Source organism: Xanthobacter flavus, assembly GCF_017875275.1.
GTDB lineage: Bacteria > Pseudomonadota > Alphaproteobacteria > Rhizobiales > Xanthobacteraceae > Xanthobacter > Xanthobacter flavus_A.
In genome coordinates this window covers 4,038,029-4,058,857 of the sequence record NZ_JAGGML010000001.1, presented here as the reverse complement: position 1 = coordinate 4,058,857, position 20,829 = coordinate 4,038,029, and the positions used below count along the sequence as shown (strand labels likewise).

The 20,829-nt window shown below is 68.1% G+C and carries 19 protein-coding genes; 11 read left to right on the top strand and 8 right to left on the bottom strand.

From position 1 onward, the window contains the following. The first annotated feature begins 49 nt into the window (after window positions 1-49). The gene (locus tag J2126_RS19235; protein WP_209488466.1) at window positions 50-1,210 is read left to right on the top strand and encodes an ABC transporter substrate-binding protein; all 1,161 of its coding nucleotides are present in this window, start codon (window positions 50-52) and stop codon (window positions 1,208-1,210) included. A 61-nt stretch (window positions 1,211-1,271) separates the two neighbouring features. On the opposite strand, the gene J2126_RS19230 is transcribed toward J2126_RS19235, so the two are convergent. Next, window positions 1,272-1,952 carry a TetR/AcrR family transcriptional regulator gene (locus tag J2126_RS19230; protein WP_209488465.1) on the bottom strand — a complete coding sequence of 227 codons (681 nt, stop codon included), beginning with the start codon at window positions 1,950-1,952 and terminating at the stop codon, window positions 1,272-1,274. A 169-nt stretch (window positions 1,953-2,121) separates the two neighbouring features. Between J2126_RS19230 and J2126_RS19225 the strand changes: the two genes are divergently transcribed. From J2126_RS19225 to J2126_RS19195, 7 genes are all read left to right on the top strand, one after another. Further along, the gene (locus J2126_RS19225) at window positions 2,122-3,681 is read left to right on the top strand and encodes an AMP-binding protein (protein ID WP_209488464.1); all 1,560 of its coding nucleotides are present in this window, start codon (window positions 2,122-2,124) and stop codon (window positions 3,679-3,681) included. After that, complete coding sequence (locus J2126_RS19220) at window positions 3,678-4,841, top strand: thiolase C-terminal domain-containing protein (RefSeq protein WP_209488463.1); 1,164 nt, start codon at window positions 3,678-3,680, stop codon at window positions 4,839-4,841. The genes J2126_RS19225 and J2126_RS19220 overlap by 4 nt, the downstream gene beginning before the upstream one ends. 38 nt (window positions 4,842-4,879) lie before the next feature. Further along, entirely contained in the window at window positions 4,880-5,674 is a 795-nt protein-coding gene (locus J2126_RS19215; RefSeq protein WP_209488462.1) for an enoyl-CoA hydratase/isomerase family protein, read from the top strand. A 38-nt stretch (window positions 5,675-5,712) separates the two neighbouring features. Beyond that, window positions 5,713-6,066, top strand: coding sequence for a Zn-ribbon domain-containing OB-fold protein (locus J2126_RS19210; RefSeq protein WP_209490354.1), 354 nt, complete (start codon window positions 5,713-5,715; stop codon window positions 6,064-6,066). A 114-nt stretch (window positions 6,067-6,180) separates the two neighbouring features. Then, on the top strand, window positions 6,181-7,077 hold the full coding sequence (locus J2126_RS19205) for a branched-chain amino acid ABC transporter permease (RefSeq protein ID WP_168459042.1): 897 nt from the start codon (window positions 6,181-6,183) through the stop codon (window positions 7,075-7,077). Between the two features lie 12 nt (window positions 7,078-7,089). Further along, window positions 7,090-8,844 (top strand): branched-chain amino acid ABC transporter ATP-binding protein/permease, encoded by a 1,755-nt coding sequence (locus J2126_RS19200; RefSeq protein WP_209488461.1) that lies wholly within the window; start codon window positions 7,090-7,092, stop codon window positions 8,842-8,844. Beyond that, window positions 8,841-9,545: an ABC transporter ATP-binding protein gene (locus J2126_RS19195; protein ID WP_209488460.1), complete on the top strand. Its 705-nt coding sequence runs from the start codon at window positions 8,841-8,843 to the stop codon at window positions 9,543-9,545. Before J2126_RS19200 ends, J2126_RS19195 begins: the two co-directional genes overlap by 4 nt. A gap of 43 nt (window positions 9,546-9,588) precedes the next feature. Here J2126_RS19195 and J2126_RS19190 read toward each other — a convergent pair whose 3' ends face one another. The 5 genes from J2126_RS19190 to J2126_RS19170 form a co-directional block, all read right to left on the bottom strand. Next, the gene (locus J2126_RS19190) at window positions 9,589-9,975 is read right to left on the bottom strand and encodes a hypothetical protein (protein WP_209488459.1); all 387 of its coding nucleotides are present in this window, start codon (window positions 9,973-9,975) and stop codon (window positions 9,589-9,591) included. Window positions 9,976-10,093: 118 nt separating this feature from the next. After that, entirely contained in the window at window positions 10,094-10,894 is an 801-nt protein-coding gene (locus tag J2126_RS19185; protein WP_209488457.1) for an SDR family NAD(P)-dependent oxidoreductase, read from the bottom strand. 180 nt (window positions 10,895-11,074) lie between these two features. Then, complete coding sequence (locus J2126_RS19180; RefSeq protein ID WP_209488455.1) at window positions 11,075-11,869, bottom strand: SRPBCC family protein; 795 nt, start codon at window positions 11,867-11,869, stop codon at window positions 11,075-11,077. A 21-nt stretch (window positions 11,870-11,890) separates the two neighbouring features. Continuing rightward, window positions 11,891-13,381, bottom strand: coding sequence for an NAD-dependent succinate-semialdehyde dehydrogenase (locus J2126_RS19175; RefSeq protein WP_209488453.1), 1,491 nt, complete (start codon window positions 13,379-13,381; stop codon window positions 11,891-11,893). A gap of 9 nt (window positions 13,382-13,390) precedes the next feature. After that, a complete protein-coding gene (locus J2126_RS19170; protein WP_209488451.1) occupies window positions 13,391-14,521 on the bottom strand; it encodes a zinc-dependent alcohol dehydrogenase family protein in 1,131 nt (376 codons plus the stop codon). Window positions 14,522-14,649: 128 nt separating this feature from the next. On the opposite strand from J2126_RS19170, the gene J2126_RS19165 reads away from it, so the two are divergent. Genes J2126_RS19165 through J2126_RS19155 form a run of 3 tightly spaced genes read left to right on the top strand, consistent with a single transcriptional unit; the run spans window position 14,650 to window position 18,397 of the window. Next, a complete protein-coding gene (locus tag J2126_RS19165; protein WP_209488449.1) occupies window positions 14,650-15,534 on the top strand; it encodes an FAD binding domain-containing protein in 885 nt (294 codons plus the stop codon). Then, a complete protein-coding gene (locus tag J2126_RS19160) occupies window positions 15,534-16,016 on the top strand; it encodes a (2Fe-2S)-binding protein (protein WP_209488447.1) in 483 nt (160 codons plus the stop codon). The genes J2126_RS19165 and J2126_RS19160 overlap by 1 nt, the downstream gene beginning before the upstream one ends. Before the next feature lie 23 nt (window positions 16,017-16,039). After that, window positions 16,040-18,397, top strand: a complete 2,358-nt coding sequence (locus J2126_RS19155) for a xanthine dehydrogenase family protein molybdopterin-binding subunit (protein WP_209490352.1) — start codon at window positions 16,040-16,042, stop codon at window positions 18,395-18,397. A gap of 90 nt (window positions 18,398-18,487) precedes the next feature. Here the strand turns inward: J2126_RS19155 and J2126_RS19150 are convergent, their stop codons facing one another. Continuing rightward, a complete protein-coding gene (locus tag J2126_RS19150) occupies window positions 18,488-20,032 on the bottom strand; it encodes a class I adenylate-forming enzyme family protein (RefSeq protein WP_209488446.1) in 1,545 nt (514 codons plus the stop codon). Between the two features lie 44 nt (window positions 20,033-20,076). Beyond that, window positions 20,077-20,829: an SDR family NAD(P)-dependent oxidoreductase gene (locus J2126_RS19145; protein WP_209488445.1), complete on the bottom strand. Its 753-nt coding sequence runs from the start codon at window positions 20,827-20,829 to the stop codon at window positions 20,077-20,079.

The window sequence follows — 20,829 nt, the reverse complement described above, 5'->3', positions numbered from 1 at the left end:
AGCGATCTCTGACTGCTGAACCGATGGGTGGTGATGGGGAGGAATGGGTATGGTTCGGACGGAATCGGTAAAGGGCGCCCTGCTGCGGGGCACCGCCACAGCGCTGGCGCTGCTGCTCGGGCCCGCTGGCGCGGCCCTGGCCCAGACGCCGGTGAAGATCGGCGTCGTGGAGGGTCTCAGCGGACCGCCCGCGATCGTCGATTTCGGTGAGAGCTATCTGCAGGGCATCAAGCTCGCGCTGGAGGACTACAAGGCCAAGGGCGGCAAGACCCCCATCGAGCTGGTGGTCTATGACGACGAGGCCAATCCCCAGCGGGCCGTCTCCGTGGTCCAGCGGCTGATCCAGAACGACGGGGTGGCGGGCGTCATCGGCACGGTCTCGAGTGGCAACGTCATGGCCTTTGCGCCCGTGCTCCAGCGCGCCGGCGTGCCGCTCATCGCCGGACCATCGGCCGCCACGGACATCACCACCAAGTTCATCGACCAGAAGCCGAGCTTCATCTTTCGCTGCTCGATGATCGAGAAGTATCAGATCGACGCGATCCTCGATTGGGCGGTCAAGAACTACAAGAAGATTGGCCTGCTGCACTCCACCACCGGCTACGGAAATTTTGCCGCGCAGGAGGCCACGGCCGGCCTGAAGGCGCGCGGCGTGGAACTCGCAGCCGTCGAGGCGGCGGCGCCGGGTGTCAACGACCTGACACCGCAAATGATCAAGATGCGCGACGCCGGCGTCGATCTCATCCTGCACTTCCACGAGTCGTTCGAACTGCCCTATCGCCCGCTGCCGCGGCTCAACTACAAGCCGACCTTCGCCGGCAACTGGGGCCTTTCCTCGCTGAAGGTGAAGGACATCGTAGGCGTGGAGGCCATTCAGGGCACGGCCATGGGCCAGGCTCTCGACCTCTCCGATCCCAAGGCGCAGACCTTCAACAAGCGCATGACCGAGAAGTACGGCAAGGATTATCGCTGGCCGGTGGTGGCCGCGCTCGGGTACGACGCGGGGCAGATCATGTTCGCCGCCGTGGACAAGGTCGGCAAGTCGGACCCTGCGAAGCTGCGCGATGCCATCGAGACCATCGACGGCGTCCAGGCCATCTCGGCTACGCCGGCGAAACCTTTCGGGCCGAACGATCACGAATGCCTCGGCCAGGGCGATATCTTCCTCGGCATCTGGAAGGGCGACACCGTGGTGCCCGCGCCCAAATAGACCAGCCCCAGCCGCACGCCGCTCCGCCGCCGGACCATCTCGGCTGCGGGGCGGAGTTGGATCAGGCCTTCGGCTTCGCCTTCGCACGCGGGCGCGGCGGGGCGGCCGGCGCCGCGAGCCCCGAGATCAGCAGGGATGCGAAGCTTTCCATGATCTGCTCCGGCGTGTTGGGGCCGGAATCGCGGTACCAGGCGGGAATCCAGTTCACCACGCCGAGGGCGAACAGGCTGGCAAGCTTCGGATCGCATGGGCCGATGGACCCATCGGCGACGCCGAGGGCGATCAGCTCCTTGGTGGCGGCGCTGATGCGCTTGCGGCGGGCCACCACGTTCTCCCGATCTTCGGGCGCCAGCGAATCCACGTCGGTGAGCACGGGGCAGTTGCCGAGATCACCGAAGATGCCCTCCATGTACCGGCGCAGGTAGATGATGAGCTTTTCCAGTCCGCTCCCGTCATGGGCGGCGGCGAGCGCAAGACCCGCCTCACCATTGTCCATGGCCACCTGGTGGCAGGCATAGAGCAATTCCTGCTTGCTCTTGAAATACTGGTAGAGCGTCGGCTTCGACACGCCGAGCACCGCGGCCACGTCGTCCATGGACGTCTTGGCGAAGCCGCGGCGATTGAAGGCGGAGGCCGCCACCCGAAGCACCGCCTCGCGCTTGCGACGGCGCTGCTCGTCTCGATCAAAGGCCGCGCGCCCCGGCGCGGGGGCGCGGACCGCCGTGGTGGGAGAGTTACCCATGAACCGACTATTCCTGCTTTCGGCGCTCCGAAGGGCCGACTTTCCGGACAAGACACCCGAACAGCCGAGAACCTTCAAACAAATACTGTCTCGCATGCTTGCATAAAACTCGCAAAACAGCTAGCCTGACTCTCTAGTAAATATAACTACTAAACGGTAGGGAGGACCGATGAGCATCGCCAAGCTCATCCTGCAGACTGCGCGACGCCTGCCGGACAATCCCGCCATCACCGACGCCGAAGGCACCCTCACCTACGCGGCTTTCGCCGAGCGATCGGCCCGCATCGCCGGAGGCCTCCGGGCGATGGGCCTCGCGCCCGGCGCGCGCGTTGTGCTGTTCATGGAGAACACCGGCGCCTTCTTCGAGTGCCTGCTCGGCTGCTGGATCGCCGGCCTGTGCGCCGTCCCGGTGAATGCCAAGCTGCATCCGCGCGAGGTGATCGGCATCGCCGCCGATGCGGACGCCGAAGCGCTCGTCACCACCCCTGGCCTGTACCCGTCGCTCACGGCCGAGACCGACGCCCTCGTTCAGTTGCGCGCCGTCGTCTCCACTGGCACCGAGGCCTATGCCCGCCTTGTCGCGGCTGAACCCATTGCCTGCGCGGATGCCGCGCCGGGGGAGCGGGCGTGGCTGTTCTACACCTCCGGCACCACCGGGAAGCCGAAGGGCGCGATGCTCAGCCATCGCAATCTCCTGGCCATGTCGCTGGCCTATTATGCGGATGTCGATGCGGTCGATACCGATGACACCCACATCTCATGCGCGCCGGTGTCCCACGGCGCCGGGCTCTATGCCCTGCCCTTCCTGATGAAGGGCGGGCATCAGGTGGTGCTGCCCGGCTTCGACGTGGAGGACGTGCTGGAGGCCGTCGCGCGTTACAGCAAGGTCTCGCTCTTCGCCGCGCCGACCATGCTGACGCGGATGGTGAACCATCCCGCGACACTGACCGCCGACCTCACCAACCTCAAGACCATCTATTATGGCGGCGCACCCATGTACGTCGCCGACCTGAAGCACGCGCTGCGCGTGATCGGCCCGAAGCTGTGCCAGATCTTCGGCCAGGGGGAATCCCCCATGACCATCACCGCCCTGCCGAAGGCGCTGCACGTGAACGCGGACGGCACGCCGGCCGACGACGCGGTGCTCGGTTCGTGCGGCTTTCCCCGCTCCGGGCAGGAGATCCGCGTGGTCGACGAGGACGGGCGGGATCTGCCGTTCGGCGAGGTCGGCGAGATCATCACCCGCAGCGACTGCGTGATGGAAGGCTACTGGAACAACCCCGCCGGCACCGCCGCCGCCCTGCGCGACGGCTGGCTCTACACCGGCGATGTGGGCAGCCTCGACACGCGCGGCTTTCTCACGCTGCGCGATCGCTCCAAGGACCTCATCATCTCCGGCGGCAGCAACATCTATCCCCGTGAGGTGGAGGAGGTGCTGCTGCGCCACGAAGGCGTTCTAGAGGTCTCCGTCATCGGCGCGCCGCACGCGGACTGGGGCGAGGAGGTGGTGGCGTTCGTCGCCGTGCGGCCGGGCGCGGAAGTCGATGTCGCGGCGCTCGACCAGCTCTGCCTCGACAACATCGCCCGCTTCAAGCGGCCCAAGCGCTATCGCTTCGAGGCGGCGCTGCCCAAGAACAATTACGGCAAGATCCTCAAGACCGAGCTGCGCCGCCGGCTGGCGGAAGACGACGCTGCCGCGCGGACGCACCAGCAGGGAGCCGCCTCATGAGGCCCGTCTTCGTCGCCGGCATCGGCTCCTCGGCGTTCGGACGTCATCCGCAGACCTCCATCGAGGCCCTCGCCATCCGCGCCGCCGATGCGGCGATCCGCGAATCCGGGCTCGACCGCAGCGATGTCGGCGCACTCTATCTCGGCAACTTCGTCGCCGGCCCCCTCCTCGGCCAGGAAGTGCTGGCGGGACTGGTGGCGGACGGCCTCGGCCTGCCGCAGATTCCCTGCACCAAGGTGGAGGGCGCCTGCGCCTCCGGCGGCATCGCCTTCCGCCATGCCTATCTCGCGGTGGCGACCGGCCTGTGCGACATGGCCCTCGCCGTGGGCGCCGAGAAGATGACCCATGCCGATACGGCGGCCGTCACCTCGGCGCTGAACTGCGCCATGGATTTCCGCAGCGATGGGGTGAGCGGCCTCACCTTCCCCGGCCTGTTCGGCCTTGCCTGGCGCCTCTACGAGCAGCGCTATGGAGCGACGCGGGACGATATCTCCGCCGTGGTGCGCAAGAACAAGGGCAACGGCCTGAAGAACCCCCTCGCCCAGATGGGCGCTGACCTCTCGACCGAGGAGATCGGCAACGCCCGCCTGATCTGCGATCCGCTGCGCCTCTACGACTGCTGCCCGGCCAGCGACGGGGCTGCCGCCGTGCTCCTCGTCGCCGGCGATCGCCTGCGCGAGGTCATCCCGCAGCCGGTCCAGGTGCTGGCCTCGGCACAGGCACGCGGCAGCGCCCGAATCGCCGGCCATCCGGACCTGTGCACCTTCGAGGCGACGGTCGCCGCCGCCCAGGGCGCCTATGCCCAGGCTGGCATCACCCCAGACGAGGTGAGCTGCGTAGAACTGCACGACTGCTTCTCCATCGCCGAGATCATCGATGCGGAAGACCTCGGCCTGATGCCGCGCGGCGCCGGTGCCGGCTACGCCGCGGAGGGACGCACGGCCGTGAATGGCGACCGGCCGATCAACGCCAGCGGCGGCCTGCTCGCCAAGGGGCATCCGGTGGGCGCCACCGGTCTCGGCCAGATCTACGAGAGCGTGCTCCAGCTGCGCGGCACCCACACCAACCAGGTGAAGGGCGCCAAGATCGCCCTCACCCACAATCTCGGCGGCACGGGCGTCGCCTGCACCGTCAACATCCTGCGCGCCACCGACGCCTGACCGCGCGCCGCACCCGCGACCGAATCGGAACACATCCCATGAGCGATATCCGCTGCGACCGCCACGGCAAGGTCTGGCTCATCACCATCGACCGCCCGGCGGTGATGAACTCCCTCGACTTTGCCGCCAACGATGATCTCGTGGAGGTTTTCCGCGATTTCGACCGCGACGACGGCGCCCATGTGGCGGTCGTCACCGGGGCGGGCGACAAGGCCTTCTGCGCCGGCGCCGACCTGAAGAGCTACACGGTGAACTTCGCCCGCACCCCGGCGCCGGAATTCCGCACCCGCTACACCAACGGCCCCGGCTTCGGCGGCATCACCCGCTCGGTGGAGATCGACAAGCCCATCCTCGCGGCCGTGAACGGCTTCGCCATCTCCGGCGGCTTCGAGCTGGCCCTCGCCTGCGACCTGAGGTTCTGCGCGCCCAATGCGGAATTCGCGCTCCAGGACGCCAAATGGGGCTTCCATGCCTGCGACGGCGGCCTCATCCGCTTGCCGCAGATCGTCGGCCTCGGCCATGCCATGGAGATCATACTCTCCGGCGAGCGCGTGAACGCCGAGCACGCCTTCCGCATCGGCCTCGTCAATCGCATCGTGCCCGCGGAAGAACTGGTGGCGTTCACCCTCGACTATGCCCAGATGCTGGCGAAGCGCTCGCCGCTGTCGCACCGCTTCGCCAAGGAGGTGATGCGCCGCGCCGTCGGCATGCCCATGGGCGAGGCGCTGCGGCTGGAATCCCGCTCCTTCTTCGACCTCGGGCAAAGCCAGGACATCGTCGAGGGCACCACCGCCTTCCGCGAGAAGCGCGAAGCCGATTTCCAGGGTCGCTGAGCCCCACTGTCCGCCGCCATCAGGATCACGCCCGTCCCATGTCTTCCGCTTCCCTTCCCGTCGCGATCCTGCGCTGCGCCGCGTGCGGGCAGCTCGATGCAGGCCCGCGCGAACTCTGCCCCACCTGTCACAGCCCGGACATGGAGCCGGTCACGGTGGAGGGTGACGGCGCCCTCGTCTCCTGGACGCTGGTGCGCCGCCCACCCACCCGTTTCCAGGCGGACGGGCCCTATGCCGTGGCCGTGGTGGACCTCGATTGCGGCGTGCGCCTGACCGGGCGGCTCGCGCACGTGCCGGTGGACGACGCCGATGCGCCGCCGCTCGGCGCCCGGATGCGCGTGTGTGACACCGCAGGCATCACCCAGTTTGCGCCGGCCGACTCCGGGCGCTGAGTTCGGGCAACGAGGCCGGCGCCAGACCGGCCCGAAAAGACTTTCGGGAGAACGCATGTCCAAGAGACCATCCGCAGTGCGTCCGTCCGATCCGCCCGGAGCGGGAGGGGCGTCATGACGCTGCTCAATTTCTTCCAGCTGCTCGTGAGCGGCATCGCCATGGGCGCGATCTACACGCTCACCGCGAAGGGCCTGTTCATCACCCATCTTGCGACCCACCGGCTGAACTTTGGCCAGGGTGATTTCCTCATGGTGGGCGCCTTCGCCTCCATCGGCATGCTGACCGCGGGGGTGCCCGCTCCGCTCGCCGTGCTGGGCGTGCTCGTCCTCATGGGCGTGCTCGGCTATCTGCTCGAGCGCTTCACCATCCGCCCCCTCGACCGGCTGGGCGATCGCGCCGGCGCCTATTCCTGGGTGCTCACCACCGCCGGGGCCGCTCTGATCCTGCAGAACATCGTCGAGCTTGGCTTCGGCAAGTCCGCGCAATATGCGCCGCCCCTGTTCTCCAAGACCCGCGACAACGTCATCAACATCCTCGGTGTCGGCATCTTCTTTGAGGAAGCGGCGATCATCATCACCGCCTTCGTCGTCGTGGGCGCCTTCTACTGGTTCCTGTTCGGCTCGCGCTGGGGCAAGGCGGTCTATGCCGTCGCCTTCAATCCGGAAGCCGCCTCCCTGTTCGGCATCGACGTGCGCGGCGTGGTGGTGCTGGTGTTCGTGCTGGCCGCGCTCATGGCCGGCATCTCCGGCGTGCTCGTCGGGCCGCTGGTGTCGGTGCATCCACACATGGGTCTCATCTTCACCATCAAGGCGCTTGCTGTCGCGGCAGTGGGCGGCTTCACCAATCCGGTCGGCATCCTGCTGGGCGGGCTCCTGTTCGGCGTCGCCGAGGCCTTCTCCAACTATTGGGACAGCGCCTTCGGTGATCTCTACCCGCTGCTCTTCGTCATGGCTCTCCTCGCCTTCCGCCCGTCCGGGCTGTTCGGCGAGCGACGCGCCGACGTGCGCTGAGGAGGCTCGATCATGCCCCGCATCCCGCGCCTCGTGGCCTATGGCCTCGCCGCCGCCGTCATCGCGGTCTTCCCGCTCGTCGCGCCCAATCCGTTCTTCGTCCATGTGGGCCAGACCTTCGCCTACACCGCCATCGCGGTGATCGGGCTGAACATCCTGCTCGGCCTGTCCGGGCAGATGTCGCTGGGCCATGGCGGCTTCTACGCGGTCGGCGCCTATGTCTCCGCCATTCTCACCACCACCTATGGCTGGCCGCTCACCCTCTCCATGGGTGTGGCGCTCGCTGCCTGTCTGCTCGCCGGCCTGCTGGTGGGCGCGGTGGCGCTTCGCACGCGCGGGCTCTACCTCGCCATGGCGACGCTCGCCTTCGGCTTCATCGTGGAGATCGTGGCCCAGCGCTGGGTGAGCGTCACCGGCGGCACCATGGGCCTCATGGGCGTGCCGCAGATCGACTTCGGCAACTTCCGCATGGGGCCGACCTATTTCTTCTGGGTGGCCGCCGGCATCCTCCTGATGGTGCAGATCGCCAGCGACTACGTGTTCGGCTCGTCCATCGGCCGCCGCCTCAACGCGGTGAAGGAGAGCGAATCCTTCGCGGCGACGGTGGGGCTCAACGTGCCGCTCTGGCGCATCGGCGTGTTTGCCGCGAGCGCTGCGCTGGCGGGCCTGGCCGGCGTTCTGTTCGCCCACCAGAGCGGTTTCGTCTCCTCCGACGCGTTCAACATCCGCCTCACCATCTCTCTGCTCATTGCAACGGTCATCGGCGGGCTCGGCCGCTCGGCCGGGCCGCTCCTGGGAACCGCCATCCTGATCGGCATCGCGGAAGCGATCGCGGCCGTCCATGACATCGGCCTGATGCTCTATGGCGGCATCCTGCTCGTGGTGCTCCTTGTCTTCCCCGAGGGCGCCATCGGCCTGTTCGGCCGTCCGCGCTCGAAGGCCAGCTCCGCGCCCGAAGCCGCGCCCGCCTTCCAGCCCGCCATCAGCGGACGCGGCGACGCCGGCGGACGGCTCGACGTGGAAAGCGTCACCAAGAGCTATGCCGGCGTGGTGGCGCTGCGCGATGCGACGGTCTCGGTCGAGCCCGGAACCATCCACGCGCTGATCGGCCCGAACGGCGCAGGCAAGTCCACCTTCATCAATGTGGTGGCCGGCCTCTACGCTCCGACCTCCGGCCGCATCCGGATCGGTGGCGTCGATGTGACCGACCTGCCGGCCCACCGACGCGCCCGCCTGGGGCTGGTGCGGACCTTCCAGAACCTCCAGCTCATCCAAAGCGTGAGCGTGCTGGAAAACGTGATGCTGGGGATGCGGCGGCGCCAGGGACTGGTCGCGGACGCACTCGCCTTTCTCCTCGGCGCCGGCCACGAGGCGCGCGAGCGGGCGGAGGCGGCCTCCATCCTCGGCTTCCTTGGCATCGGCCACCTCGCCGACATGAAGCCCAGGGATCTGTCCTACGGCCACCGCAAGCTGGTCGAGCTGGCCCGCGCCATCGCCCAGAAGCCCGCCATCCTGCTGCTGGACGAGCCGGTTGCCGGCGTGAACCCGCAGGAAGCGCGCGAGGTCGCGCGGATCGTGGCGAAGCTGCGCGATGCCGGCATCAGCGTGCTTCTGGTCGAGCACAACATGGAGTTCGTGATGGGCCTCGCCGACCGCGTGACGGTGCTCGATTTCGGCAATCGCATCGCCTGCGGCACGCCGGCCGAGGTGCAGAAGGATCCGAATGTCATCCGCGCCTATCTCGGCGCCGTGGAGGATGCGGCATGATCGAGGTGGATCACATCGATGTCGCCATCGGGCCGGTGGGCATTCTGCATGACGTGTCGCTGCGCCTTGCACCCGGCCGCCTGGTCACGGTGATCGGTGCAAACGGCGCCGGCAAGACCACGCTGCTGCGCACGCTCTCCAACATCGTCAGCCCGCGCTCGGGAACCATCCGCTTCGAGGGCCGGCCCACCGCTGGCATCAAGCCCCATCTGCTGGCGCGGGCCGGGCTGGTGCATGTGCCGCAGGGCCGTCAGATCGTGCCAAGCCTGACGGTGCGGGACAATCTCGTGATCGGTGCCGACCGTGCCGGCCTCGACGCCGGAACCATCGCCGAGGGACTGGAACGGGAGTTCGCCCGATTTCCCGTGCTGAAGGAACGCCAGCACATCCTCGGCGGCAACCTCTCGGGCGGCGAGCAGCAGATGCTCGCCGTCAGCCGCGCGCTGATGATGCGGCCGAAGGTGCTGTTGCTGGACGAGCCCTCCCTCGGCCTCGCGCCGCAGGTGGTGACAACCATCCTGAAGGCGCTGCGCGGCCTCGCCGACGATGGCCTCTCGGTGCTTCTGGTCGAGCAACTCGCCTTGCTGGCGCTTGAGACGGCGGACGAAGCCCATGTCCTGCAGCGCGGGCGCGTCGCCCTCAGCGGCCCGGCCGCGGAACTGCGCCGGGATCGCGCGGTGATCGAGAGCTATCTGGGGTAGCTTCTCAGAGCGCGGGCCTGGGCCCCCGCCCCCTGGAGCGGCCTCATCGCCAACGATTGACGAGCCACAGCGCGCCCCACGACCCAGCGAGCGTGATGGCCGTCTGGCCGGCGAGCGCGATCGACATCCTCGCGCCGCCCGCCTCAGCCAGCGACGATCCGTCGTCCATGAACGGCAGGAGCAACGCCACCATCGCGCCGCCGGCGAGAGGAGCGACCAGCAACGCGGCTGCGAACGAGACGACGATGTTGACGATCCAGCCGAGGACACCCCGCCTTTTCGTCCATGCCTCGTAGATCGCCATGACGAGCACGCCAAGAATGACGGCCGCTGCGATCACCAGCGCGCCCCCAACGCCATCCAGCGGGATGAGACCGCTCCACTGCAGCAGCAGAACGCCTGTGACCGCTATCAGGACAATGTACGCCATGGAGGTTCGCCCCAGCCGTGCAGATCGCCCGCAAGAGCTTTGCTGGTGTGGCGTCGATTATGGGCCTCGTTCCCGTGTCGCCGTCAATGCGCGGCGCAGCGCGATCTGGCGGTCGGGCTCAACCTTTGCGGACAGCGCCGCGCAGGGTCGGAAGACCAATGCCGGCGGCGTCGAAGCCGCCATCCACCGCAAGCTCCTGCCCGGTGATGTAGCTCGCCTTGTCACTGCACAGGAAGAGCACCGCCTCGGCGAGTTCTTCCTCCAGCCCGTAGCGGGCGAGCGGAATGGCATCGTGATAGTCGGCGCGGATGGCCGGCGAATGAACCTCTTTCGCCATCGCCGTGTCCACCGGCCCCGGCGCCACCGCGTTGACGCGTATCCCGATGCCCGCGAGTTCCACGGCGAGCTGTCTGGTGAGATGCGCCAGGGCGGCCTTGCTGGTGCCGTAGGCTGCCCGCAGGGTGGAGGCCCGAAGGCCCGAGATGGACGTGATGTTGACGACCGCCCCTCCGCCCTGCCGCGCGATCAGCGGCGCAGCGGCCTTGGTGCAGTGGAACGGGCCGGACAGGTTGACGTCCAGCACACGACTCCACTCGGCGCCCGTGGTCTCCAGAATCGGCTTGAACACGGCGATGCCGGCATTGTTGACCAGCGCGTCGAGCCGGCCAAACCGCGTTTCGATGGCCTCTATCGCGGCTGAAACCGCGATCGGGTCGGCCACGTCGCAGACGAGCGCGAGCGTCCGCTCGGGGTCCGCCAGCGCGGCGACCGCCTCCTGCAGCAGCAGGGCCTCGATATCGAGCAGCGCCACCCGCCAACCTTCGGCGAGGAATTTGCGCGCGACGGCGAGCCCGATCCCGCGCGCCGCGCCCGTGACGAGGGCAACCTTAAGATCTGGGGAGGTGGGGGTGTCAGCCATCGGCGTTCCGCTCTGAAGTCATTCGCCAAGGCTGATATCCCGCTTTCCGGCGGAACGGAATGCCCCAAGCCCCGGGGAGGGCGCCGCACTTATGATGGTGACGGACAACGCCTCCGGCGCGGGCCGTCAGACGCGAGACACGTTCGTGGACCTCTGAGCTTTCGGGTCAACGGCCCCGGCTCACCCTGCGTCTTGCCTGATGGTCACGACGGTCGTCACAGCGCCGTGGAGGCGGCCGAAGAGGTAGCCCAGACTTGCGGTCAGGATGAGGACCACCGCCGCGACGAAGTCAGGCGAGGTTCCGATTCGACCACTTTGCCCGCTGACCATGGATCCGGACAGAAAATAGGCCGAAGCCACGAGCGCAGCAGCGACGATGCCGAGGCCAGCGAGACGGATGGCGCCTGCCCCTGTCTGAGGCCCGGGTATCGCGGCGGGAAAGACGCCAGGCGATGGGATGGCATGGGGTTTTGCGCTGGCCGGCATTCCGGACACCGCAGGCGAGGATGGCGCATCCCCCTGCCCTCCGTCCCGGCGCGCGACGATCTCCTGGGCGAAGCGCTTGAAGAAGGCGCCGGACATTTGCTTCGCCGTCGCGTCGATGAGCCGGGCGCCGAGCTGGGCGAGCTTGCCGCCGACCTGGGCCTCGACCTCGTACAGCAATATTGTCCCTTCGCCATCCGCCTCCAGGCGCACCATCGCCTCGCCCTTGGCGAAGCCTGCCATGCCGCCCTGGCCTTCGCCGCTGATGCGGTAGCTGTTCGGCGGATCGAGGTCGGAGAGTGTCACCGCGCCCTCGAAGCGCGCGCTGACCGGCCCCACCTTGAGCACCACCTTCGCGCTCATCTGCGTGTCGGAGCTTTTCACCAGCTCCTGGCAGCCCGGAATGCAGAGCTTCAGGATCTCGGGGTCGTTGAGCGCCTGCCAGACCACGTCGCGCGGAGCCGGGATACGCTGTTCGCCGCTCATGTCCATGTGCGTTGTCTCCCTTCGGCTTCAGGCTGGCGTGTCGATACCGCCGAGGCAGAGATATTTGATCTCCAGATAGTCCTCGATGCCGTATTTGGAGCCCTCGCGCCCGAGCCCGGAGGACTTCACGCCACCGAACGGCGCGACCTCGGTGGAGATGATGCCCTCGTTGATGCCGACGATGCCCGCCTCGATGGCCTCGGCGACGCGGAAAATGCGGCCCACGTCCCGGCTGTAGAAATAGGCGGCGAGGCCGAACTCTGTGGCATTGGCGAGCGCGATCGCCTCGGCCTCCGTCTCGAAACGGATCAGCGGAGCGACTGGCCCGAATGTCTCCTCCGAGAAGATAAGCGCATCCTTCGGCACGTCGGCCAGGACGGTCGGCTCGAAGAAGCTGTGGCCGAGAGGGTGAGGCCGCCCGCCGATGACGATGCGGGCGCCTTTCGACACCGCGTCGGCGATGTGCTCCTCCACCTTGGCAACCGCGGCAGCATTGATGAGCGGCCCCTGGGTGACGCCATCCGCCATGCCGGGGCCGACCTTCAGCCGCTCTACCGCATCAGACAGCTTTGCGGCGAAGGCGTCGTAGACGCCGGCCTGCACCAGGAAGCGGTTGGCGCACACGCAGGTCTGCCCGGTGTTGCGATATTTGGAGGCCATGGCCCCCTTGACCGCCTCATCGAGGTCGGCGTCGTCGAAGACGATGAAGGGCGCGTTGCCGCCAAGCTCCATGCTGGTCTTCTTCACCGTCGGCGCGCACTGGGCGAGGAGCAGCGCGCCCACCCGGGTGGACCCGGTGAAGGAGAGCTTGCGCACGAGCGGGTTCTCGCACAGCTCCTTGCCCGTCTCGGAAGAGGGGCCGGTGATGATATTGCAGACACCAGGCGGCAGCCCCGCGCGCTCGGCCAGCACACCCAGCGCGAGGGCGGAGAAGGGCGTTTCGCTCGCAGGGCGGATCACCCCGGTGCAGCCGGCGGCCCAGCCCGGCCCGGCCTTGCGGGTGATCATGGCCGATGGGAAGTTCCAGGGGGTGATGGCGGCGAAGACGCCGATGGGCTCCTTCTGGACGATGATGCGTCGGCCCGGCAGGGGAGCGGGAATGGTGTCGCCATAGACTCGCTTCGCCTCCTCGGCGAACCATTCGATGAAGCCGGCCGCGTAGGCGATCTCGCCCTTGGCTTCGGGGAAGGGCTTGCCCTGTTCGGCGGTCATGATGCGGGCGAGATCGTCCTGGTTCGCCATCATCAGATCGAACAGGCGCCGCAGGATCGCAGCGCGCTCCTTCCCCGTCCTTGCCCGCCACCCCTTTTGCGCGGCAGAGGCCGCATCGATGGCGCGCGCCACTTCCGCGCGCGACAGGGCGGGCACATGGCCGATGAGCGTGCCATCCGCCGGATTGGTGACGGCGATGGTCGCACCGCTGACGGCGAACACCCATTCGCCGCCAATCAGGTTCGCCTCTCGGAAGAGGCTCGGATCTGCGAGCCCGAGCGTCGCGGCGAGATTCTTGTCGGTCATTGCGCCCTCTCAGCCCTGGAAGTCGACGACGAGACGCACGACGGAACCGTCATGCAGCCGATCGAAGCCGTCGTTGATGTCTTCGAGCGGGATGCGCCCGCTCATCAGGCGGTCCACGGGAAGACGACCCGCCTTGTAAAGCTCGATGTAGCGCGGCACGTCGCGCACCGGCACGCAGGTGCCGATATAGCTGCCCTTCACCGTGCGCTCTTCCGCGACGAGGCTCACGATGTTCACCGGCAGCACCGCATCCGGTGGGGGCAGGCCGGCGGTGACGGTGGTGCCGCCGCGCTTCGTCATGTTGTACGCATTCTCAAGCGCCCGCGCGGAGCCGGCGAACTCGAACACGAAATCCGCGCCGCCGCCCGTCAGCGCCCGCACCTGCTCGATGGCGTCGGGGGCCCGCGCATCGACGACGCCGGTGGCGCCGAGGTCCCTGGCGAGCTGCAGCTTTTCCGGCGACAGGTCCACCGCGACCACCCGTGCGGCGCCCGCCGCCAGAGAGCCGAGGACGGCGGCGAGGCCCACGCCGCCGAGCCCGACCACAGCCACCGTCTCGCCGGCCTGCACACGGGCTGTGTTCACCACCGCGCCGACCCCCGTCAGCACGGCGCAGCCAAACAGCGCGGCGACGTCGAGGGGGACATCCTTGTCTATTCGAACCAATGAGCGGCGCGACACGACCGCATGGTCTGCGAAGGCGGAGCATCCCAGATGATGATGGATGGTCTCCTCGCCCTCGTGCAGCCGGATCGCGCCGGTCAGCAATTCGCCCTTGCCGTTGGCCACCGCGCCCGGCTCGCACAAGGCGGGTCGGCCCTGCGAGCAAGGCTGGCAATGGCCGCAACTGGGCATGAACACCATGACAACGTGATCGCCCGGCTTCAGATCGTCCACCCCATCGCCGGCCTCGACCACCACGCCCGCCGCCTCGTGTCCGATGGCCATGGGCATGGGCCGGGGGCGGCTGCCGTTGATGACGGAAAGATCGGAGTGGCAGAGACCGGCGGCCGCGATCTTCACCAGCACCTCGTCCCGGCCCGGCCGATCGAGTTCGATCTCCTCGATATGGAGCGGCTGGCTCTGCGCGTAGGGCATCGGCGCGCCCATGCTGCGCAGGACGGCGGCTTTGATCTTCATGGCGTGATCCTCCCTTGTGTCCTTCGACGGCGCATGCCGCCTCTGGGCCGGGCAGCTTGACACCGATTAACATAGTCTAATAATGCAAGTCACTAGGGAACGGAAACCGAGATGCCGGAAATGCGCCGATGAAGCCCGCCCGGTTCGACTATGTCCGCGCCGAGAGCATCGCCCATGCGGTGGAGGTGCTCGCAGGCGCCGGCGGCGACGGGAAGGTGCTCGCCGGCGGGCAGAGCCTCATGCCCATGATGAATTTTCGCCTCGTGAAGCCGTCGGTTCTGGTGGACATCAACCGCATCCCGGACCTCGACCGCATCACGCTCGAAGCCGGCGCGCTGCGCCTCGGCGCGCTGGTGCGCCACCGCATGACCGCCGAGGATGCGCTGGTGGCGCGGCATGTCCCGGTGCTGCACGCCGCCATGAAGCACGTGGCGCATCTCACCGTGCGCAACCGCGGCACCTTCTGCGGCAGCGTGTGCCATGCCGACCCCGCCGCCGAGATGCCCATGATGACGCTGCTGCTCGACGGGACGATCCATATCGCCTCGCCGCGCGGCGGACGCGCCATGCCGGCGCGGGACTTCCTCACAGGCTCCCTTGCCACCGCGCTGGAGCCGGACGAGATGGTCACGGCCGTCGATCTCGCCATACCCGAGGACGGCACCGGCTGGGCATTCGAGGAATTCTCCCGCCGCCACGGCGACTATGCGCTGGCGGCCGTCGCGGTGCTCATGACGCGGGTGGATGGACGAATGCGCAATGTGCGCATCGCCATGATGGGCATCGCCGACACGGCCTTGCGGTTCAGCGATGTGGAAGCGGCGCTCGAGGGGCGAGAGGGCACTCCCGCGTCCTTCGACGAAGCGGCGACCCGCCTGCAGGCCTGCATCGAACCGAATTCCGATCTCAGCGCCTCCGCCGACTATCGACGCCACCTCGCTGGCGCGCTGGCGCGCCGTGCCCTCGCCGAGGCCTGGGACCGCGCCCGCGAAACGCGGGGGGAAGCGGCCTGATGAAAGACCGCGCCACCATCACGCTCACCGTCAACGGGCTGACCCATACCCGGGCGGTGGACGCGCGCGTCCTGCTGAGCGATTTCCTGCGCCACGACCTCGGCCTCACCGGCACCCATGTGGGCTGCGAGCACGGGGTGTGCGGCGCCTGCACCATCCTCCTGGACGGACGCAGCGCCCGCTCCTGCCTCACCCTCGCCATCCAGGCGGACGGTGCGACCATCGAGACGGTGGAAGGGCTCGGCCGCATGGGCGATCTCGGCCGCGTGCAGCAGGCGTTCCGCGACCATCACGGACTGCAATGCGGCTTCTGCACGCCGGGCTTCCTGATGACCATCACCGACATGCTGCGCAACCACGCTTTGGAAAGCGACGATGAGATCCGCGAAGCCCTGTCCGGCAACATTTGCCGCTGCACCGGCTACCAGCACATCGTCGACGCCGTGCGCGAGTTGGCGCGCGAGAGAGGGCCGCTGACGTGACCGCCTTCGATGCCTCCGTGGAGATGCGCCCCAGGCTGGTCGGCCAGCGCATCAAGCGCACCGAGGACCCGCGCCTCCTGACGGGCTCGGGCCGCTACGTGGACGATATGGCACCCGCCGGCCTCCTCCACGTCGCCCTGCTGCGCAGCGACCAGCCCCATGCGCGCATCCGGTCCATCGATGTGGGCGAAGCCTTTGCGGTGCCGGGCGTCGTCGCCATCTTCGACGCGGGAGACATTGCCGGTGACTTTAAGCCCGCGATCCCCACGTCCCGCATGAAAGGCTATTACGCGACGCCCTTCCGCCCCCTTGCCGAGGGCAAGGTGCGCTATGTCGGCGAGCCGGTGGTCGCCGTGGTGGCGGAGAGCCGGTACGCCGCCGAGGACGCGCTGGAGCTGATCTCCATCGATTACGAACCGTTGCCCGTCGCCGTGGCGAAGGACGACGCGGCGGTGGACGGCGCCCCCCTCCTCCACGATGAGGCCGGCACCAACGTCATCATTTCCCGAACCTTCGCCCGCGGCGACGTGGATGCGGCCATCGCTTCGGCGCCGGTCGTGGTGAAGGGGCGCTTCCGCATGACGCGCAAGACGCCCATGCCCATGGAGACCCGCTCCTACCTCGCCGAGTGGGACCGGCGGCGGCAGGCCCTGACGCTGCATTCCTCCACCAATATCCCCGGCATCATCTGCGACGTGCTCGGCACCTGCCTCGACCTGCCCGGCAACCGCGTCCGCGTGGTGGCGCCCGACGTGGGCGGCAGCTTCGGCGGCAAGGGATCGCTGAACCATGAGGAGATGCTGGTCTGCGTGCTCGCGCGCAAGCTGGAGCGGCCGGTGAAGTTCGTCGCCGACCGCATGGAGGATCTCACCGCCATGAGCCAGGCCTTCGACGAGACCATCGAGGCCGAGCTGGCGGTGGATGGGGAGGGGCACCTGCTCGGCCTTCGGGCGGACGTGATCGGCGATATCGGGGCCTACTCGATCTACCCATGGACCGGCGCGCTTGAGCCGGTGCAGGTGGTGAGCTTCCTGCCCGGCCCGTATCGCATGGAGCATTATCGCGGCCGGGTGCGTGGCGTGCTCACCCCCAAGCCGCCGACAGGCCCTTATCGCGGCGTCGGCCGCCCCTCCTCCACTTTCGCCATGGAACGGCTGATGGACATGGCCGCGCGCAGGCTCGGCATGGACCCGGCGGAAATCCGTCGCCGCAATCTGGTGACGGCCGAGGAGTTTCCCTACCGCACCGGCTCCGGCATCATCTGGGACCGCTCCGCCTTCCAGGAATGCCTCCAGGGTGTGTGCGACCTGGTGGACTATCCGGCCCTGGTGCGCCAGCGCGATGCGGCGCGGGCCGAAGGACGCTGGGTCGGCATCGGCTTCGCGAGCTATGCGGAGCTGACAGGCATCGGCTCGCGCATCGCCGTCGCGCCCGGCATGCCCATCAATACCGGCACCGAGACCGCCTCCATCCGCATCGACGCGACCGGCGCCGTTACGGCCGCATTCGGCATCTCCTCCCACGGACAGGGGCTTGAGACGACGCTGGCCCAGGTGGTGGCCGACGAGCTGGGCTGCCGCATGGAGGATATCGAGATCCAGCATGGCGACAGCGCTTTGGTGCCCATGGGGACCGGCACGTATGCCAGCCGCTCGGCCGTGCTCGGTGGCGGCGCCGCCACAAAGTCCGCCCGGGTGGTGAAGGCGAAGGTGTTGAAAGCGGCCGCCTTCCTGATGGATGTTCCGGCGGAAGACCTGGAGGCCGAAGGCGGGGTCATCCGCGCCCGCTCCTCCAATGGAACAATGACGTTCCGGGAGGTCGCGCATGCGGTCTATGCGCAGATGGGGCGCATCCCCCATGAGCAGCGCGAGGACCTCGTCGCCTCCGAGAGCTACGATCCCTATCTCGGCACGGCCTGCGCCTCCACCCACCTCGCCATGGTGGAGATCGACCCGGCGACCTTTGCCGTCACGGTGACGCGCTTTGCGGTGGCGGAGGATTGCGGGCGCATCATCAATCCGCTGATCGTGGATGGGCAGGTACACGGCGCGGTGGCGCAGGGCATCGGGGCCGCCCTGCTGGAAGAGGTGGTGCACGACGAGGGCGGGCAATTGCTGACGGCAAGCCTCGCCGACTATCTCGTGCCCATCGCCAGCACCATGCCGCAGATCGAGATCCTGCATGTGGAGGCGGAGCTGCCCAACAACATCGGCGGCTTCCGTGGCATGGGAGAGGGCGGCACCATCGGCGCGCCGGCCGCCATCGCCAATGCGGTGTCGGACGCGCTCGCGCCGCTCGGCATCGAGGTGGACACCCTGCCTGTGACGCCGGATCGCCTGTTCCGGCTGGTGCAAGCCGCGCGGGTCTCCCGATCCGCCTGAAGGCGTGGGGTATCCCGTAAAAAGAGCGGGCGCCGGCTCCTGGAGGACCCGGCGCCCGTCCCTTCGCGGGAAGGCCGAGGTGCAGCCGTGTCAGGGCTGCGACTGCACCATCTCCTTCAGCCGGAAGCGGATGATCTTGCCGGACCCGGTGCGCGGGATCTCGTCCAGCTGATGCACCACATGGGGCACCTTGTAGGACGAGAGGTGATGCCGGCAGTGGTCGAGCAGCCGGTCCGCATCGAAGCTCGCGTCGCGTGGCACCACGTACAACGCCGGGACCTCGCCGAGCTGGGGATGGGAGATCCCCGCCACCGCGCAATCGAGTACGCTCGGGAACAGCAGCACCACCTCCTCGATCTCCGCAGGGGCGATGTTCTGCCCGCCGCGGATGATCAGTTCCTTCAGCCGGCCGGTGATGGTGACGAAGCCGTTGCGGTCGGCGCGGGCGAGGTCGCCGGTGTGGTACCAGCCGTTGCGCAGGGCCTTGGCCGTCTCCTCCGGCTTGTTGTGATAGCCGAGCATCACGTTCGGCCCGCGCACGATCAGCTCGCCCTCCTCGCCGGCATCGAGATCGCGCACACTCGCGGGATCGACGATACGGAGCGCCACGCCCGGCAGGGGAAGGCCGCACGAGCCCATGACGCGGGACGAGGAGGCCGCGTTCATCGTGACCATGGTGGAGGTTTCGGTGATGCCGTAGCCATCCAGCAGCGGCACGCCGAATTGAGCCTCGAAAGCGGTGTTCAGCGTCGCCGGCATGATCGCCCCCGCGGAGACGCAGACACGCAGTCCCGGCAGGGTCTTTCGTCCCTCCGCCTGCGCCGCCTCGATCAGGTAATGGAACATGGTGGGCACGCCGGGGAAGACCGTGAACTCGCCAGTCTCGAGCAGGCGCATGGCCTCGCGGGTCGAGTATTTGTCCAGGATGTACTCGCTCGCCCCGGTGGCGAGGATGGACAGCACCGAGAAGTTCAGCGCGTAGGAGTGGAACAGGGGCAGCGGCGAGAGCACATTGTCCCCGCAGCTCAACCCGACGATCGGCCCCCAGCAGGCCGCCGTCACCCACAACATGCTGCGGCAGGTCAGCAGCACGCCCTTGGCGCGCCCGGTGGTCCCTGATGTGTAGATGATGAAGGCAGCGGCATCGATGTCCGCGGGATCGCGCGCAGGCGCCGCGGACGGCAGCTCCGCCAACGCCTCGAAGCTGCGAAGATCGCCCGCCGCCGCCTCCACCAGCAGGAGGCCGGCGACGCTGGGCGCCTCGCCGCGCAGTGCCTCCACCATCTCCGCGCGGGCAGCCGTGGTGATGACGATCCGGCATGCGGCGTCGGACAGGCGGTACGACACCTCACCGGGCGCTGCCTCGGCGCTGATGGGCACCGCGACCGCCCCAGCCCGGACAATGGCGAGGCAGGCCTCCACCCAGGAGACGCTGTTCGGCAGCAGGATCGCGACGCGATCGCCGGGACCGACGCCGAGGCCGGCGAGATGCCCGGCAAGGTTCGCCGTGCGCCGCTCCAGCTCGGCATAGGTGACCGATCGCCGGGCGTCGCGGAACGCGACCTTCGCGCCCCGCTCCGTCGCATGCCGCCGCAACAGCTCCGGCACCGGAGCAATCAGTTCCGCCTTGAGCATCGATTCCTCCCCTTCGATCACCGCGTTCTTGTGCGCGGCTGTCGTCACACCATGCAGAAGCCGCCGGAGATGGAGATCACCTGCCCGGTGATCCACGACCCCTTCGGCGAGGCGAGCAGGGCCACCGTGGGCGCTATGTCCTCCGGCTGGCCGAGACGGCGCAGTGGATAGAATTTGGTGAGCTTGTCGCGATTGGCTTCCACCCAGGAGCGATCATGGGCGGTCTCGACGAGACCCAGGGAAACCGTGTTGGCCGTCACGCCGCTGCGGCCCAGTTCCCGGGCCAGCGACTTCATGAGGGCGATGGTGCCCGCCCGCGCCGCCGCCACGATGGCGAGGCCGGATTCGCCCACACGCGAGGAGTCGCCGACGATGGCGATGAGGCGCCCGTCGCCCGCCTTTTCAAGATGCGGGATGGCCGCGTGCGCAAGATGGATGGCGCCATAAAGGCAGGTGTCGATCTGCGCCTTCCACTCCTTCTCCGTGGAGTCGGTGAACCGCTGCCGGATGGCGAGGCCGGCGTTATTGACGACGATGTTGAGCCCGCCGAAATCCGTGACGATGGCGTCGACCATCGCCTTGACGCTCGTGAAATCGGCGACGTCCGCCTTGTAGGCCTTCGCCTCGCCACCCAGCGCGCGGATCTCGTCCACGACGGCCTGCGCCTCCTCGGCAGAATTGCGATAGTTCAAGGCGACCGTCGCGCCCTCGGCGGCGAGAGCGAGCGATATTTCGCGCCCTACGTCGCGCGCCCCGCCGGTGACCAGCGCAACCTTGCCCTTGAGATTGAGATCCAT